Source organism: Microbulbifer sp. VAAF005 (assembly GCF_030012985.1).
GTDB lineage: Bacteria > Pseudomonadota > Gammaproteobacteria > Pseudomonadales > Cellvibrionaceae > Microbulbifer.
Genome location: NZ_CP120233.1, coordinates 5383409 through 5397440, shown reverse-complemented (window position 1 = coordinate 5397440; position 14032 = coordinate 5383409). Strand labels below are relative to the sequence as shown.

The 14032-nt window shown below is 45.5% G+C and carries 22 protein-coding genes; 9 read left to right on the top strand and 13 right to left on the bottom strand.

The genetic code is table 11. The annotated features are described in order from the left end of the window. Window positions 1–16 precede the first annotated feature (16 nt). Together P0078_RS24365 and P0078_RS24740 are read left to right on the top strand one after the other, a co-directional pair. On the top strand, window positions 17–1063 hold the full coding sequence (locus P0078_RS24365) for a phage portal protein (protein ID WP_282932438.1): 1047 nt from the start codon (window positions 17–19) through the stop codon (window positions 1061–1063). A gap of 64 nt (window positions 1064–1127) precedes the next feature. Further along, window positions 1128–1418, top strand: a complete 291-nt coding sequence (locus P0078_RS24740) for an ogr/Delta-like zinc finger family protein (protein ID WP_353057029.1) — start codon at window positions 1128–1130, stop codon at window positions 1416–1418. On the opposite strand, the gene P0078_RS24360 is transcribed toward P0078_RS24740, so the two are convergent. Next, window positions 1415–1672, bottom strand: a complete 258-nt coding sequence (locus tag P0078_RS24360; protein ID WP_282932437.1) for a hypothetical protein — start codon at window positions 1670–1672, stop codon at window positions 1415–1417. The genes P0078_RS24740 and P0078_RS24360 overlap by 4 nt on opposite strands. A gap of 228 nt (window positions 1673–1900) precedes the next feature. Between P0078_RS24360 and P0078_RS24355 the strand changes: the two genes are divergently transcribed. Next, window positions 1901–2278 (top strand): helix-turn-helix domain-containing protein, encoded by a 378-nt coding sequence (locus tag P0078_RS24355; protein ID WP_282932436.1) that lies wholly within the window; start codon window positions 1901–1903, stop codon window positions 2276–2278. Window positions 2279–2309: 31 nt separating this feature from the next. On the opposite strand, the gene P0078_RS24350 is transcribed toward P0078_RS24355, so the two are convergent. The 9 genes from P0078_RS24350 to P0078_RS24310 form a co-directional block, all read right to left on the bottom strand. Beyond that, the gene (locus P0078_RS24350; RefSeq protein WP_282932435.1) at window positions 2310–2849 is read right to left on the bottom strand and encodes a hypothetical protein; all 540 of its coding nucleotides are present in this window, start codon (window positions 2847–2849) and stop codon (window positions 2310–2312) included. A gap of 18 nt (window positions 2850–2867) precedes the next feature. After that, window positions 2868–3851, bottom strand: a complete 984-nt coding sequence (locus tag P0078_RS24345) for a hypothetical protein (RefSeq protein ID WP_282932434.1) — start codon at window positions 3849–3851, stop codon at window positions 2868–2870. Continuing rightward, a complete protein-coding gene (locus P0078_RS24340; protein WP_282932433.1) occupies window positions 3848–4108 on the bottom strand; it encodes a hypothetical protein in 261 nt (86 codons plus the stop codon). Before P0078_RS24340 ends, P0078_RS24345 begins: the two co-directional genes overlap by 4 nt. Before the next feature lie 29 nt (window positions 4109–4137). Continuing rightward, entirely contained in the window at window positions 4138–4341 is a 204-nt protein-coding gene (locus P0078_RS24335; RefSeq protein ID WP_282932432.1) for a hypothetical protein, read from the bottom strand. A gap of 12 nt (window positions 4342–4353) precedes the next feature. Continuing rightward, window positions 4354–4617, bottom strand: coding sequence for a hypothetical protein (locus P0078_RS24330; RefSeq protein ID WP_282932431.1), 264 nt, complete (start codon window positions 4615–4617; stop codon window positions 4354–4356). Beyond that, window positions 4610–5029, bottom strand: a complete 420-nt coding sequence (locus P0078_RS24325; protein ID WP_282930721.1) for a hypothetical protein — start codon at window positions 5027–5029, stop codon at window positions 4610–4612. Before P0078_RS24325 ends, P0078_RS24330 begins: the two co-directional genes overlap by 8 nt. A gap of 3 nt (window positions 5030–5032) precedes the next feature. Continuing rightward, complete coding sequence (locus P0078_RS24320; RefSeq protein ID WP_282932430.1) at window positions 5033–5188, bottom strand: hypothetical protein; 156 nt, start codon at window positions 5186–5188, stop codon at window positions 5033–5035. A gap of 563 nt (window positions 5189–5751) precedes the next feature. Continuing rightward, window positions 5752–8427, bottom strand: a complete 2676-nt coding sequence (locus P0078_RS24315) for a hypothetical protein (protein ID WP_282932429.1) — start codon at window positions 8425–8427, stop codon at window positions 5752–5754. Window positions 8428–8436: 9 nt separating this feature from the next. Continuing rightward, entirely contained in the window at window positions 8437–8649 is a 213-nt protein-coding gene (locus P0078_RS24310; protein ID WP_282932428.1) for a hypothetical protein, read from the bottom strand. 224 nt (window positions 8650–8873) lie between these two features. On the opposite strand from P0078_RS24310, the gene P0078_RS24305 reads away from it, so the two are divergent. From P0078_RS24305 to P0078_RS24290, 4 genes are all read left to right on the top strand, one after another. Then, window positions 8874–9236: a helix-turn-helix domain-containing protein gene (locus P0078_RS24305; RefSeq protein WP_282932427.1), complete on the top strand. Its 363-nt coding sequence runs from the start codon at window positions 8874–8876 to the stop codon at window positions 9234–9236. After that, window positions 9214–10251: a phage integrase gene (locus tag P0078_RS24300; protein WP_282932426.1), complete on the top strand. Its 1038-nt coding sequence runs from the start codon at window positions 9214–9216 to the stop codon at window positions 10249–10251. Before P0078_RS24305 ends, P0078_RS24300 begins: the two co-directional genes overlap by 23 nt. A gap of 105 nt (window positions 10252–10356) precedes the next feature. Continuing rightward, entirely contained in the window at window positions 10357–10569 is a 213-nt protein-coding gene (locus tag P0078_RS24295; RefSeq protein WP_282932425.1) for a hypothetical protein, read from the top strand. Further along, entirely contained in the window at window positions 10530–10946 is a 417-nt protein-coding gene (locus P0078_RS24290) for a G protein-coupled receptor family protein (RefSeq protein WP_282932424.1), read from the top strand. The genes P0078_RS24295 and P0078_RS24290 overlap by 40 nt, the downstream gene beginning before the upstream one ends. 1165 nt (window positions 10947–12111) lie before the next feature. Here the strand turns inward: P0078_RS24290 and P0078_RS24285 are convergent. Next, window positions 12112–12309 (bottom strand): hypothetical protein, encoded by a 198-nt coding sequence (locus P0078_RS24285; RefSeq protein ID WP_282932423.1) that lies wholly within the window; start codon window positions 12307–12309, stop codon window positions 12112–12114. A gap of 394 nt (window positions 12310–12703) precedes the next feature. On the opposite strand from P0078_RS24285, the gene P0078_RS24280 reads away from it, so the two are divergent. Both P0078_RS24280 and P0078_RS24275 read left to right on the top strand, forming a co-directional pair. Beyond that, window positions 12704–12937, top strand: coding sequence for a hypothetical protein (locus tag P0078_RS24280; RefSeq protein WP_282932422.1), 234 nt, complete (start codon window positions 12704–12706; stop codon window positions 12935–12937). A 60-nt stretch (window positions 12938–12997) separates the two neighbouring features. After that, window positions 12998–13477, top strand: a complete 480-nt coding sequence (locus P0078_RS24275) for a hypothetical protein (protein ID WP_282932421.1) — start codon at window positions 12998–13000, stop codon at window positions 13475–13477. Here P0078_RS24275 and P0078_RS24270 read toward each other — a convergent pair. After that, complete coding sequence (locus P0078_RS24270) at window positions 13474–13740, bottom strand: HNH endonuclease (RefSeq protein ID WP_282932420.1); 267 nt, start codon at window positions 13738–13740, stop codon at window positions 13474–13476. The two genes, P0078_RS24275 and P0078_RS24270, sit on opposite strands and share 4 nt — an antisense overlap. A 90-nt stretch (window positions 13741–13830) precedes the next feature. Beyond that, a complete protein-coding gene (locus P0078_RS24265) occupies window positions 13831–14004 on the bottom strand; it encodes a hypothetical protein (RefSeq protein WP_282932419.1) in 174 nt (57 codons plus the stop codon). Between the last annotated feature and the right edge of the window lie 28 nt (window positions 14005–14032).

Genomic DNA, 14032 nt, shown 5'->3' with positions numbered 1-14032 from the left:
CTAGAGAGAGTAATTAATGGGACGCAAGAGAAACCGCTTTAAAGCAAAGGCAAAAGCCAGTTCTGAGAACATGAAGGCAACCCCCGCAGATAGCGGCCCCACAATGTTTAGCTTTGGTGATCCTGAGCCGGTCTTGAATGGCAATCTTGGGGATTATCTCGGCACATTCCTACAACCTGGTGGTGACTACTATGTGCCCCCAGTAAGCCAAACCGGGTTGATCAATCTTCTAGGAGCCAATGCCCACCACGGGACTATCCCCTACTTCAAGCGCAACCAGTTGCGCAAATGGTTCAAACCAGGTGGCGGGGTTCGCACGGAATGTCTCGCTAAAGCTGGGTTTGACTATGAGGTGTTAGGGCACTGCTATTTCAAGAAGAAGTACAACACCTTTGACCATCTTCTACGCTTAGAGCACTTGCCGGGCGTGAATATGCGAAGAATGAAAGAGTCTGACCGCTTTTGCATGTTGCAGCCAAATGGCGCTGACCCGGTTGTCTATGAGCCTGGGGAGGTTGTACAGCTGAAGGAGTATGACCCCGCACAGCAAATCTACGGTAGGCCACAATATCTAGGCGGCGTTCAATCAGTTTTGCTAAATGAAGACAGCACGCTCTTCAGGCGTCGCTATTACAACAACGGCGCCCACATGGGCTACATCTTCTATACCGCAGACGCACACCTTAGCCCAGAGGATGAGGCGGCTATCAAGGAGCAAATAAAAAGTAGTAAAGGGGTGGGCAACTTCCGTTCAATGTTCCTGAATATTCCCAACGGCAAAGAGAAGAGCGTTCAAATTATTCCTGTAGGTGACATTGCCACCAAAGATGAGTTCGAGCGAATCAAGAACCTAACGCGGAACGATATTCTAAGTATGTGGCGAATTCAGCCCGCGCTGGCTGGAGTCATGCCGGAAAATAGCGGGGGGTTTGGGGATATAGAGAAGATCACCCGCGTCTATTTTGAAAATGAGGTTGTGCCTATGCAAGACGTTTTTTTGCAGTTGAATGAGTGGCTACCGAAGAGCAAGCGGATTGGGTTTGATAGCCCAAACTTTGTGTAAATTCAAAATTTAAAAGGTGCTATATATACACCTTTTAATGTACATATAGCATCAAGATAGTAAAATGGATACAGATTTTATCGATGACTGCGGGGAAGACATGCAAATTAATTGCATAAAATGTGGTAGCAAATCGGTAATTACAAGTCGGAATGAAGTGGACCCTAAACTCTCACAACTTTATTGCGCTTGTAAGAACATCGAACATTGCGGCCATACTTTCGTAATGGACCTTAGCTTTAAACATTCAATATCACCTTCAGTCCATGATAGGCGCGCCCTGCTGGTTGATATATTAAAAACCATGCCTACAGCAGAGCGCGAAAATATATTTCGGTTAGCTGATAACTGCTAGTTAGGTTCCGGGTCCATAGGACCCGGCAAGCATTTTATATCGCGGTCAAGCTGCTCCAGTATCCGTGTTAACTCTTTATCAACTAAATTTAGTATTGCCACACGAGCCCCGGGTGATGCCTCCCCTCCAAATACCTCAAGTGCTAAACGAATATCAGAAATCTGATCAACAAAGTTTAAACGCCCCCTCTCTAAGCGCATCAACACAGAAGTCGGCAGCTGTACCACGTTGTCTTTGGCCATATCAGTCTTCAATTTAAACTCCTTCTAAAAACTAAACACTTCCAAATTTACCCGAAAGAAAATTCCTTGTTTAAGTAATTTTCGAGAACTTTGTACCACCAAAATTATTAGCGAGCAAACTCAAATTTATTTGTTGCGAATACCGCAACACTATATGGAAACAAATTGCGAATATCGCAATTTTCCCTATAATTTGCACACTCTGTAACCAATTTGCGGTTTAAATATGGTGTACAGAAGTTGACCAAAAGCAAGCAATCCGACCTACAACGCCGGAAGATCTCCATTGCAAACCAATTGCGGATATACCGTCTCGATGCTGAAATCACCGCTCTTGATATGGCAAAGCGAATAAAAATCCCTGCATATACTTTGTCGAAAATGGAAACGGGCCAGCAGACAATCCCGGTGGAGCTGCTACCGGTTTGGTGTAAGGAACTGGGAGTAGCTATAGATTCGGTATTTCAGATAGAAAAACCGAAGCAGCGCGAGGAACGGAAGAGGCGGAAGGAGTGTGAAAGTTATGTGGAGACCTTTTCCAAGCTCAGTCCAGAATATCGGGACTTGGTTTTGAAGCACTTAAAAATGGTGGCTGATATTGATAGAAGTAAGGGCTAAAACATGTTAGCCCTTATCATTGGCAATTTTATTAACGGTTTAAAGTGTTGGGGGCCGCAGCAAGAATACTTTTAATATGATCCCAGCGAACATAGGGGCCGCCATTCATACCTTTAAACCTTTCACCTTCAAATCCATACCGCCATTCCGTAAGCTCTCGTTCACAGTGGGCAATCAGTTTTGACGTTTCTGGAGAGCCGCCCTCTTGTACTGCCCTATTTAGCAGCCACTCCAAAAGATGAACCTTTATTTCCATCATTTCATTCTGATGTTTCAACCCCATATTTTCTAGTTCTTGATCAAATTTTTCCTTGTGGACTTCCTTTAGCAATCGATTAAATTCTTTAACTCCCTCTATATCTTTTGAATTCTTATCTGTAGGAATATTTTTATGGTCTATATGGAAACTGAAAGTGCCGCCATCTTCAATTTCAAAGTTATCCTTGGTTAAAGGCAAAGGAACACCCCAAAACATGATAGAGATTTGATTTTGCTGTTCTGATTCGTCCAGCTCTCGTAAGATAGTACCCAATCTTTTTGTCAGCATTTCCAAAGTAATAGCGTTATCCATGATCTTTCTACTCTCCCCTTAATTTGTAATCAGTGCAAAGCCACGCCCTGCACGCTCTAATACACCTTGCTTTTCCAGATATTCAAAGACCGGCTGTACCACATTATTTCCGCCCTTCACCTCACGGTTGATATTGCGCAGTACTGGCTTTGGACCAAACTCCCCGGCGGCAATACGTTCCGCCAATGATTTTTGCATCTCGTTTAAGCCATTGTCACAGGCCGTTGCTGACTCTGTTGATATTTCACAATCATTTGGGTCTGATTGTTGATCTTCTGTTGATGTCTCTGGCTTATCGGCATCATCACTAACCACCGTTAAAGCGCTGTTAAAAGCCAGTAGCGCGACAAGCCCGACAAGATCGGTGATTACAGCCAGCGCCAAGAAGGCGCTGTACTGTAGCTTTTGTGGGTCCGTATGGGTTAGTAGTGCCAAGCCTGAGAATGCCGCTTGGGCGCTGTCAGAACCGCTTCCCTGAATAGCTTTCAGCTGGGCTATAGCCTCACTTCTTCTTTGCTCCAGATTTTCCAGCTGTTCCGCCGTTTTAATCGCTCTTTTGCGGTAATTATTGGCAGCATCAGTAGCAATGATTCCGTTTAGATTGTTAATCTGCTGTTCAAGGCTGGAAAGCTGCTGTTGCATCGTTTGATACTCCAGGCTATTTCTTGTGTTTAGCTGTTTCTGTTCAGCCGTATGGCTTTCTAAAAAACCAACGGTGGCAGCAATACTGATTAACACTAAGAATGGCCATAATGTTAGGAGTACATTACCGATAGGGCGGCCCTTACTTCTCAGCCATAGTCCTAGGGGGGCAAATGAGAATTTACAAAGCTCCAGGGCGGTGGCGGTTAGTCCCGCCACTATGCCACCCGCAGTCAGCCCCCACACTAGCGGCTGTCCTTCCGCAGAAGGGATGGAAATCCACAGCCCCACCGTGAACACAACGGAAGTGCCGCAAAAGATCAGCGCGGCAAGCCCGGTTGTATATTTCCAGAAATTCATGGGGACTCCTCTGCTGATTGCTCTCCCTTCTGATTTTTTTCTTCACGAAGCTTTTCTATGCCATCTTGGGATAATATTTCTTTATTTGAAATTGAAATTTCTACCCTTATTCGACCCTGACTTTCTGAGTAATAACATTCTCCATCTACAAAGGTAGGAGAAATTTTCTTGGCTCGTTCAAAAACTCTCAACAATGCTTCAGCATCTTTAGAATCTTTTATCAAATATGTTTCATGGCTAATTTCTGCAATTAACATTATGTGTCTCCGATAAGGATTGGTAATCACTAACTGTTGATTTGACGGTATTGATGACCGGCTTTTACGAAAAGATAAACATCATCAAGACGATATCTGTCACTATTCCCCATTACTCGATAAGCGTCCGAGGTATTAATTACCCGTACCGGAAATGGCATTTGATGTGGCGGCGGATTTTGTGAGAAATATTTAGAGTTCTCTCGGATCGCTGCAAATAGTTGCGTTGTCATGGTCTATTTCCTTTAGTGTAAAACCAGTGTTTTACTGGCCAGCTGATAGGATGCAGAACTCTCTTCGACATACTTACCCATTGATAGGAGTTCGACCCTGAATGAAATCAGCTTCACTTCTATTTCACTGAGTTCTTCGACATAGGGGTCTATGCGGTGGGTCGCTCCAATTTCTTCAGAGTGTTTGATCAAACGGATCAGCAAATCCCTGCGCTGTTTCAGTGCATAGATAATTTGGGCGGTGTCCTCTGACATGGCGATATTAATTTCAAACATGGGTAACTCCCTTTATTTCTCCATTGCGTTGGTCGTGTGCTCTGAATATATCCAGGGCGCTTTGTAATTCCTGACTGGCTTCGCCCTGTTTGACCGTGGTGGTATTGGGACAATTGATACGCTCTCGGCAAAGCATCAAAGCCAGTTTTATCTGCGCCACTTGCGCGGCATCAAGTACGGTTGTGTGTCGCATTGCGTTTTCCTGTTTTTTGCTTTTTGTAAATTCCCGAGGTGCTTGTCCCCGGTAGGTGTATTTCGCTTCCAATGCCAGGCAGTGAAACAGCGCGGGGCTGTGCAGTACCTCTTCCCAGGTAACGGCGGTATTTACTGAGCTGTTTCGCTGGTAGGCGTTGAACACATGGGCTTCAGTGATTTCCCCCTGGATTAACCGCAGGCTGCGCTGGCGTTCCATGACTTATCCCTCCTCCTGTACTTGCTCGCGCATCTGCCGCACTTCTCCCCGCAGGGTGTTGAGGCGAGCGCGCATATCAGCCTTAAATCGTGAATTTTGTTGATCCAGCCACGCCAAGATTTCTGAACGGGTCTTTGTGCGAAACAGGTACCAGGCCAAGCAGTTGCGGCGGTGATCCTCGCTGCTGGAGTCGGTGGCTCCGGCAATCAGAGGGGGAACCCAGCCCCCTTCGTTGCAGCTGTCGAGCTGGCGCTAATGCCTGGCACTGCGTCTTGGTGTCGGTTGCTCATCAGGCGCCCCCTTTACTGATAAATGCGCGGAGGGGGTGAAAAAAGCCGGGACAACGGGACAATGCGTTTATTTCATTCTGGAAGTGAGGTTTTATGCGGTCTGTAGAGCATCTACCCTGTCCCATTTTTTTGGGACAAGATGGGACACGCCACACCCCGATTCGCTGTGGGCCCCGTGGCTACTGGCTTTGCCGGCATTTGGGCTGTTACCAAAATTTGGGACAGATTGGTAACTTGTCCCAAACGCCATGTCCCGTGTTGTCCCATCAATGTCCCGAAATTGTCCCACTGTCATTACTCCATTAACTTATTGATTTATATAAACTTTTTTCTCTTAAATTCCCCTGTCCCGCTCTGTCCCGCCTTTTCTCAACCCTCTCCCCCTATTTCTCACCCCGCCGAACAGGCTCAAAAAAAATACAAACTGGAGAATCAGCGACCACTTCCGCCGGTTCTTTTGAATACCCAGCACCAGGGCCTAGTTTTCTCTTCTCGCTTCGACCGGACCCGCTTGTAGCCATCCAGCGGATAGCGCTGGCTGGTAGAGAACAGCTGCTTTAGTTCCGCGACAGGCACCAGCTCCTGGCCGCGTTTGCGGCAGAGTTCCATGTACTCGTTGAGGTTGATTGCGATTAAGGCGGGATCGATGCTGTGGTTCAGGCGATCAGTGTTTACGTGCCGCTTCCCTTGCTCGTCCTCGACATAAACCACCTGATCGTTAATAAAGTGGTAGGTATCCCAGAACTGCTCAATGATCGGATGGTCCTTGTTTAAACGGCGCTGCCTGTCCTGTGCGCGCTCCACTAAGTGTTCTTGCACCTTGTTAATTAGGGATGTGTCAAAATCCGGCAAGATGACTTGCAGGGCTTCTACCGCTGCCATTAGCTGGGCATGACAATCGATAATCCGGCCTTGGCTAATACCGTCATCAGTGGTTAAGGTTGCCCGGTGGCTTTCAAAGGCATTAAAGAAGTGAGATAGCCACTCTGTCTCATGGGTAAGCACTTGGTGAAGATACCCCGCCATGTTCTCTACCGGCTCGCGTTTGAGTCGATCTGCCAGGGGGCGATTTTCTGCGCGCTTGTGGGCAGTGGTGCAGTGAAGATGAACAATACGTGAAAGCGTGGCCGCTGATGCCTGGACCGTGGCGTTCTGGCTAATCACCAAACTGCCGCGAAAGATCCGATCATGAGTTTTATTGTCGTTGGTCTTCACCCCCTTTGAGTCAATAACACCATCTAAGTCATAAACCTTTTTGAAAATATCCCAATTAAAAGATTTTGAAGCACGGCCCCCTGTATCGCCGCTGGTTTCTCTGTCACTTTCAATGACCACAACCGGAAGGTTACTAACCTTGCCCAAGTTTCGGCCGTAGCTGGACGTTGAGGTACTTAGCAGGTCTATACCTTCGTAATTATCTCGGCCAAGTAATTTCCAGATAAAGCGGATTAGAGTGGATTTACCGGCATCGGGATCACCGGTAATTTCTAGAAAGTGAAACGCCTGGTGTTTTTCCTTGATCTGGCGGGCAAACAGGCTGGCGGTGAAGTAAGCCAAAGCGGCGATACCGTTTAAGTGAAATACCTTTACAAAATCCGGCCACCAGCTTCCGTCAAATTTATCACTCTGATGAACCGGCATTCCCTCCAGGGTGGTTTTAATGGCGGTATCACCTTGCTGTAAAAAGCCGTGTTCATTGGCTGTAATTAATTTGCCATTTTGATAGCCGAAACCAGGAAAGATATAAGTGCGGGTATTTTCATCAAATCCCATGTGCGGCAAGGTAGTTACCCGGTTAACTTCGCCGTCTAGCCAGCGAGACTTGAGAATTTTTAAATCACCTGCCCCGCCCTCAAAGCTGCCGCCGTCTGTATGCGAAAGCAGAGCAAGGCCAAAGGCGCGGGGGTCGGATAGTGCGTTGGGAGTAAATGCACCAAGGTAGCTGCGCTTGGTGCCCGATTTCTTGATAGCAAAAAAGTAGCGGCGCTCATTCGTTAGGCGGTCGATTTCCGTGTACTGGAATTTAGGAACGCAGTTTGAAATTTGCTCTACTTTGGCAGCCTGGTTAAAAGCATCCCAGGAGAAGCCCCACTTGTAGGGTTCTCCCTCACTAGCTTTGTTAAAGTCTTCCAGGGAGAATTTTACAGAATGTAATCTATCGTTATGCTCAATGATGGTTTTGCCAAATGGCTTCCACCCATACTGCGCATAAGCTTTACGCTTTGGCGTTTCAGCCACAAAAACGCGACCACGCCAAACACAGTTCTCAATGGTTTCATCATTAAGCAAACCATCTCTATAAAGATCATCCCAATCTTTACAGCTGCCGGTCTGCGCGACTTCTACAGTTTCTTTCTGGTCCTTGAGATCTTTGTAGTATTTAGCAACATGCTTACGCGCACCGGGTTCGTCATCGTATGCCAAGTGCCAGATAATGCCCTGGCCTTTATTTTCCTTAATGAGTTCTCTCGGTAAATTGGAACAGGAGAACGCGCAAACCGCTTTGTAGCCTTTTAGGTACATCGCAATACAGTGGAAAATACCTTCAACAATGAAGACTTTTTCCATGGGTTTGATTTTTTGCCCAGGTGGTGCCCAGTGCTTTCCGGCATAGCTAGTACCGGTTTTAAAGCGGGCTTTTTTACCCGCCTTTTTTACATGTTGTTTATCAACAATACGTTCCCAGTAATCCTTCTCACCTCCAAATAGAAGGAAGCGTACTGTCTCCGCCCAGGAGCCATCCGGCAATTTGTAAAACCCCTGCTCAAACCAGTCTTCAATATCAGCAGCGGGAAACCCGCGCTGAATAGATAAGTAGGCTCGCGCCGTAGCTTTGGGGTCTTCGTCGCTTGATGGAAAGCGCTTGGAGAAGTTTTCGAAAAGGTCCGGGTAGCGATCCCTTACCCTTTCTTCATATCCGCATTTATCCTCACGGTCACAACGCAAAGCGATAGGTTTATCAACTTTGATCCAAACTGTTTTCTTTTCACAGCTTGGGCAAATGCCGCGCAGCACCTCTTTATCACCAACCCCAGATTGCTTCAGCTTTAGACTGTGGTCGTTTTTCAGCGCTTGCAGCACTTCGCTATTTATTTGGCTGTAGTCCATAAGCCAAACCTACTTCTTCTTTGGTTGGGCTGGTTCAGCTTCAAGGCACATGCGCGATAGCTGCATCAGATTGATCATTCGATAGCGTCCAATTTTGATAGTTGGCAAATAGCCTCTATCTACTTGTGCGCGCACCGTTTTTAGTGTGTGACCGGCATCAACTGCATACTGCTCTTGGGTGCAAACCGGGGTTTTGATTGAAGGTACTGCGTGCTCAGTCATTCCCTCTACTCTCCTTTGGGGTAATATGAGAACCAATGAGGTAATATTTACACCTATAGAGAAGTGTCATGTCAACCCTTTTTTATTCTTTTGTTACCCATTAAGGTTCTTTTATTACACTTTTGGCGGGTTTTTCTTTGTTGAAAGGGCTTGTATCACACCTTTTCTTGTAGATAGAACTCCTTTTGGTGCACTATTTGTCCAACAAAGGAGAATAGAGAGGCATGCGTCAGCAAGTGAAAAAGATTTCAAAACTTAGGACCGGTGATCGATTACGAGCGATCAGGGAATTGACCGGGTTAACCCAGAAAGAGTTTGCAGAACTATTAAAGGTCGACCTGATTCACTTAAAAAATATGGAATACAAGAAAAACCGAGTCACGGAAGAGTGCTATGAGGCAATGGGCCTAGCCTTTCCAGAATTATTGCCATGGTTTGTCTACGAAGGCCCTGTGAACCTGAATGGGCTACGCAATAGCGAAAATAAATTGTGTAAATTTATCGCAGCCCGCATTGATGCGGGATTGGTTCCAGAAGGATATTTTTCTGAGGATTCGTTCAGGGATGGCGATACAAAAGAAGGCTAATGGCCGATGGCAAGCGGATTGCCAACCTGAAGGACGCGGTGGTAAGAGGGTACAGCGAACCTTCAATACCAAAGGTGAAGCCCAAAGGTGGCTTACCGCTCAAAAAGCCGCAGCAGATCGCGGTGAGTGGTCTCCGCCAAAAAAAGACAATCGTACCATTTCACAGTTGGTTCACGAATGGTATGAACTGCATGGCCACACACTTAAGGACCACACCGGGCGCCTAAATTACCTGGAAAATACAGCAAGGTGGCTGGGTGATCCAAAAGCTATCAATTTCACCGCTGAAGACTGGATTTTGTACCGCAAGCGGCGACTGGAATCTCCCAACGAGCAAGGGAGACAGCCATGCTCCAGAACCATTAACCATGAGCACACCTATCTGAATGCGGTGTTCAACCGCCTGATATCGATTAAAAAGTGGACACACCCCAACCCACTAAAAGGGGTTCCCAAACTTCGGGTGGCCGAACCACCACTCACTTTTTTAAGCGTCGAACAGCTCAAGGCCCTGGATACTGCCTTGCTCCAGGCCCGCAACCCAAATGTCAGAACTATCACCCGTATCTGTTTGGCTACTGGTGCCCGCTGGTCTGAAGCTGAAACCCTAGAAGCCGAAAGGGTACACCATGGCAAGATTGAGTTTGTGGATACCAAGAACGGCAAGAACCGCAGCATCCCTATCAGCCGCGATTTGGAATCAGAAATACTGAGCGGGCGCCCCATTTCTGGCCGGCTCTTTGTAGGCACCAACTTTCGCGCCTTCCAGGAAGCCCTGGCCAGAGCAAAGCTAAAACTCCCCAAAGGCCAGCTAACCCACATCCTCCGCCACACCTTCGCAAGCCATTACATGATCAATGGCGGCGATCTACTCAAGCTAAACAAGATTCTGGACCACTCCACTATCGAGATGACTATGCGCTATGCGCATTTGTCGCCGGAGCATTTAGAGGATGCGGTAGAGAAGAGTGCACTCAATACTCTTGAAAGAGCACAGTGTGATGAACGGGCCTAGTATATGAATAAAAAAGACAATTAGAGATAAAGAAATATCTTTCTAACTAAGTCCGCGAAAAAATTTCATACTACCAACAATATATAGAAACAAGAGAAAGGCCATATGTTTATTGACTTCCCTTCAATAGACCCTAACACAGATAAGCGTGTACCTGCATACAAAGATTTAATTCAACTGAAAGACGTAGCTATTTATGAATGGATAGCATGTATTAGCTGCGATAAATGCGGGCGAAATAAAATATGTGCCTATGCAAATCAAGATAAAGATGAAAAATGCATGGTGGTACAAAATTTTATCCAGAATATTTTTTAGAACTAAATGAAACTTACTCAAACAAAGACCCAGCGAAAAAAACTGAGATTCTTAACTCTCTTTTTGCTTTAACACAATTCGCCTTTGAAGCTGAATTGTATATTGGTTACTTCCAGATTCCTCGCTTTATTGAATCTATATATGGGGCACATATTACAAAAGGGGTGATAGGCAGCGTCGCCAACATTAAACGCTTCGCTGATCAATTCTTAGAACATTCTAAAAATATTAATGAACTAGAATCTCGCGGCATCGTAATACTGACTGAAGGGGCTTCAGAGCTTAACTTCCTCACTGAACTGTACCCAGATAGAAATTTTGATGTAGTGGACTATGATGGAGAAGGTAACAAAAAAAGAAAAAGCTACTACCTTTAATTAAGCATTATCAAAAACTAGGTTATAAAGTATTTGCCCAGTCTGATCTGGACGGAAAGCTAGGCAATCAAAATGGCTTCAAGGACTATATTAATAATAGTGATATTGAATTTCCTGAAAGTCATACGTTTGCATTTAATTACAATCTAGAACAAGCATATCCGATTGAGTTAATTTACGAAGCCCTGTTAGAACTACAATCATTCAAGGACCCAACTATCACACTTGAACAATTCTATGATTGCCTACAAAATGAGACCGACCGTTATCAAAAGCTCGAAGATTTTGTAGAAAAAGCTCCCCCTTCAAAAGTGAAACTAGCACGTAAAATAGCCTCTATAATTCGCACCTCCTCGCTAGAATATGATCCTGTCGTTAGAGATAGTGAACTAGGTGAATTCATTAAATTCATCAGAAACTCGACTTACTGCATAGCAAGCTAATGATGACTATTCCAATCAATTTACAGTATTTTCCCGCCCCCTCCCAGCTAGTTGACTTTGGTTGTCGAAACTGCTTCACACTCAGAATATTTATCTAAAGGTGACATAATGTTGCTACTACATTGGTTTTCCACTGAACCCTACAAGCATGAGAGCCATTCACAATATGTCTCATAGCAAACATTTAAAACGTGGAAAATCATACTCCCTTGAAACATGGCTTGGACGTGGGAAGCGGTTCATTGTTTCATGCAAACAGTGTCAAGTCACTGGCCTTAAGCCCAGTATTCTTGCCCAAGGGTTTTCTGAAGATACTGAGAGAAGCATTATCAAGGAGGAGCTTGAGAAGTTATATGAGCCTCTAGATTTGAATGAGTATGGCCTATGCGGCCTGTGCTCCAAAATACTGAAAATCGACACCTGAAATGTCTCAACAAAGTCTCAACGCAGCTGAAGGATATAGGGCAATAAAGAGCAACCTCACGTAAGATAACACCATTTAGCTGCATGTTGAGAACTAATGGAGAGTTAAACAGGTGTCTTGAAAACCGTTGACTGTAACAGGTCCCAGGGTTCGAATCCCTGCCCCACCGCCATTATTCATACAGAAAGCCCTGATTTTTCAGGGCTTTTTTGTTTCTGCTCCACTTGGTCCCCCACTTATTTTTTGCTTGTCCGTAACGGTTACGCCCTTACTGTGTCACGGGGGACTCGCAGCAGTGTTACTTCAGCAGCTCTTTCAGTCGGGCCTGTTTCTCATTGAGGGTGTTCAGTTCATCTACAAGGGCATTGGTTGCCGCATCCAGATTGTTCACCTGGAGCTCTAACATATCCCTAAGCTTTGGGTCGGCAGTGTCTGCGGTCACCTCAATAGTGTTCAAGCAAGCACGGATCTCGGCTTCAACCTCTATGAATGTCATGGTTTAACTCCTTCTTTCCATCGACACAGAGGCAATCTATCAAAATACTGCATGCATATACAGTATCGATATCAAAAAGAAGACGGCGCCCACATTGGCGCGTGAAGGAAGTCAGGATATACAGAAGTGGTAGATACTAGGGTGACAACCGGGTTGACTGGCCGAGCTTAGCACTAAAGAAGCACTCCTTAGGGCTCACCAACACTTACTTTACATCAGACATAATAAAGGTTGCCTATTTAATACCCGGATCTCACCTTCAGGATTCACTGTTAAAATATTTTTTTAAAAAATTAGCTCTGCAGAATATTAAATAGCCTAAATGCCAATTGACGAATTAAAAATCTAAACATAGCCTCAATTTTGAATAAAATTTTCGGCAGGGAGCAAGGAAATGTCTTTTGAAGAATTCAAGAAATGGGCTCGTGTTGATCGTCTAGACGGCTGTCAGCAAACCGCACAACTTAAGATATCTTTTGAGGTTACTCAAAAAGCCAATACCAGCAACCCTAACTGTAGAGGATTCTGGGAAGCACATGAAAATTATATTTTTCAAGAGGGCACAACAAAGACCCCTTTCATAACCCGTGGTCCTCACTCAGAGATTGATCTAATAAAGAATTTTTGAAAATTTTTCGATAAAAAAATTCAGCCTAAGTTGACCAAAAGGGGCAATGCAGAAATTAATATGACGCTGAAAGAATTTTTCCTGATATCACTCCGCAACCCATGCAATAACTGCACAGCAGCTTTGATCCAGCTTCAAAACGCCCTAAAAGATAATGGCATGATTATTGACCAAAGCTCTGAGTTTGTTGTGGCTGACCGTGGCTACACTCATATCGAACGAGACACTAAGGGGAGCCAAGTTTCTATAGGAAGGGCGTTTCTTGACCGGATTGAATCAAGGATGAGATTAAGAAATGAACTCATCGGGAAATTAAAACTATATACCTTGGCCGGTAAAGGCGAGTTCATCGAGATTACCACTCCTGAACAAGAGAGGCGGCTATTAACTCCTGAAAACAAGGAGCTAATAGAGCTTGAACAACGAATAGCTCGTGAACAACGAATGGCCAAGAAAAGAAAACTAGAAGCTAAATGGGAACAGAGACGCTCAAGCAATAGCACTTCTCATACACCCAGCTCTTCTACCCAGCCCCCCTAAAACAACACAGTTATTTGTCGAAGTTCATCTTCGGATAGAATCAGCCCGTACTTCTCCACTATCGCCATAAAGCGCTGCACATAGATTGCCTGGACGGGCTCATAGGGTGGCATCCATTCATCAGGGCCCTTGTCGCCCTTACTTTGGTTGCGGCCATCATCGACCAGCCACAGATTTTCAGGGTCTTCCGCAAACTGACGCTTTAGCTCTACAGTCCAGTTGGCACCACCGTGCCCATGAAAGCGGCACGATGTGTTCAACATCCAGGTCAGAGGCCAGGTTCAAAAATTGGCCGGTGTATGGGTCCAACCAGAGGTCAGTATCTACCGTGCACCTCTTGTCGCTGGTAAAGGTCACCGGAGCCAGATAAGTAGCTCATGGCGAACATTCTGGCAATCATCATCGGCATCGGACCAGCGGGAAAGCCAATGTTGACGATCATAGACCCTGGGCTCGGGTTCGTAGCAGCCACCTAGTATCGCAGCGAGGGCAAGTAAAGAAAATAAGCGCATATAAATCTTAAACAATAAAGTAATCTACCTCAATCTATGAGTT

Excerpts from the sequence above, each read along its gene's own strand:
- P0078_RS24270 (WP_282932420.1), bottom strand. The coding sequence starts at position 13,740 with ATGTTGAACACATCGTGCCGCTTTCATGGGCACGGTGGTGCCAACTGG.
- P0078_RS24295 (WP_282932425.1), top strand. The coding sequence starts at position 10,357 with ATGTTTATTGACTTCCCTTCAATAGACCCTAACACAGATAAGCGTGTA.
- P0078_RS24290 (WP_282932424.1), top strand. The coding sequence starts at position 10,530 with ATGCATGGTGGTACAAAATTTTATCCAGAATATTTTTTAGAACTAAAT.
- P0078_RS24305 (WP_282932427.1), top strand. The coding sequence starts at position 8,874 with ATGCGTCAGCAAGTGAAAAAGATTTCAAAACTTAGGACCGGTGATCGA.
- P0078_RS24300 (WP_282932426.1), top strand. The coding sequence starts at position 9,214 with ATGGCGATACAAAAGAAGGCTAATGGCCGATGGCAAGCGGATTGCCAA.
- P0078_RS24325 (WP_282930721.1), bottom strand. The coding sequence starts at position 5,029 with ATGGAACGCCAGCGCAGCCTGCGGTTAATCCAGGGGGAAATCACTGAA.
- P0078_RS24350 (WP_282932435.1), bottom strand. The coding sequence starts at position 2,849 with ATGGATAACGCTATTACTTTGGAAATGCTGACAAAAAGATTGGGTACT.
- P0078_RS24285 (WP_282932423.1), bottom strand. The coding sequence starts at position 12,309 with ATGACATTCATAGAGGTTGAAGCCGAGATCCGTGCTTGCTTGAACACT.
- P0078_RS24330 (WP_282932431.1), bottom strand. The coding sequence starts at position 4,617 with ATGTTTGAAATTAATATCGCCATGTCAGAGGACACCGCCCAAATTATC.
- P0078_RS24315 (WP_282932429.1), bottom strand. The coding sequence starts at position 8,427 with ATGGACTACAGCCAAATAAATAGCGAAGTGCTGCAAGCGCTGAAAAAC.
- P0078_RS24345 (WP_282932434.1), bottom strand. The coding sequence starts at position 3,851 with ATGAATTTCTGGAAATATACAACCGGGCTTGCCGCGCTGATCTTTTGC.
- P0078_RS24340 (WP_282932433.1), bottom strand. The coding sequence starts at position 4,108 with ATGTTAATTGCAGAAATTAGCCATGAAACATATTTGATAAAAGATTCT.
- P0078_RS24310 (WP_282932428.1), bottom strand. The coding sequence starts at position 8,649 with ATGACTGAGCACGCAGTACCTTCAATCAAAACCCCGGTTTGCACCCAA.
- P0078_RS24280 (WP_282932422.1), top strand. The coding sequence starts at position 12,704 with ATGTCTTTTGAAGAATTCAAGAAATGGGCTCGTGTTGATCGTCTAGAC.
- P0078_RS24365 (WP_282932438.1), top strand. The coding sequence starts at position 17 with ATGGGACGCAAGAGAAACCGCTTTAAAGCAAAGGCAAAAGCCAGTTCT.
- P0078_RS24275 (WP_282932421.1), top strand. The coding sequence starts at position 12,998 with ATGACGCTGAAAGAATTTTTCCTGATATCACTCCGCAACCCATGCAAT.
- P0078_RS24740 (WP_353057029.1), top strand. The coding sequence starts at position 1,128 with ATGGATACAGATTTTATCGATGACTGCGGGGAAGACATGCAAATTAAT.
- P0078_RS24335 (WP_282932432.1), bottom strand. The coding sequence starts at position 4,341 with ATGACAACGCAACTATTTGCAGCGATCCGAGAGAACTCTAAATATTTC.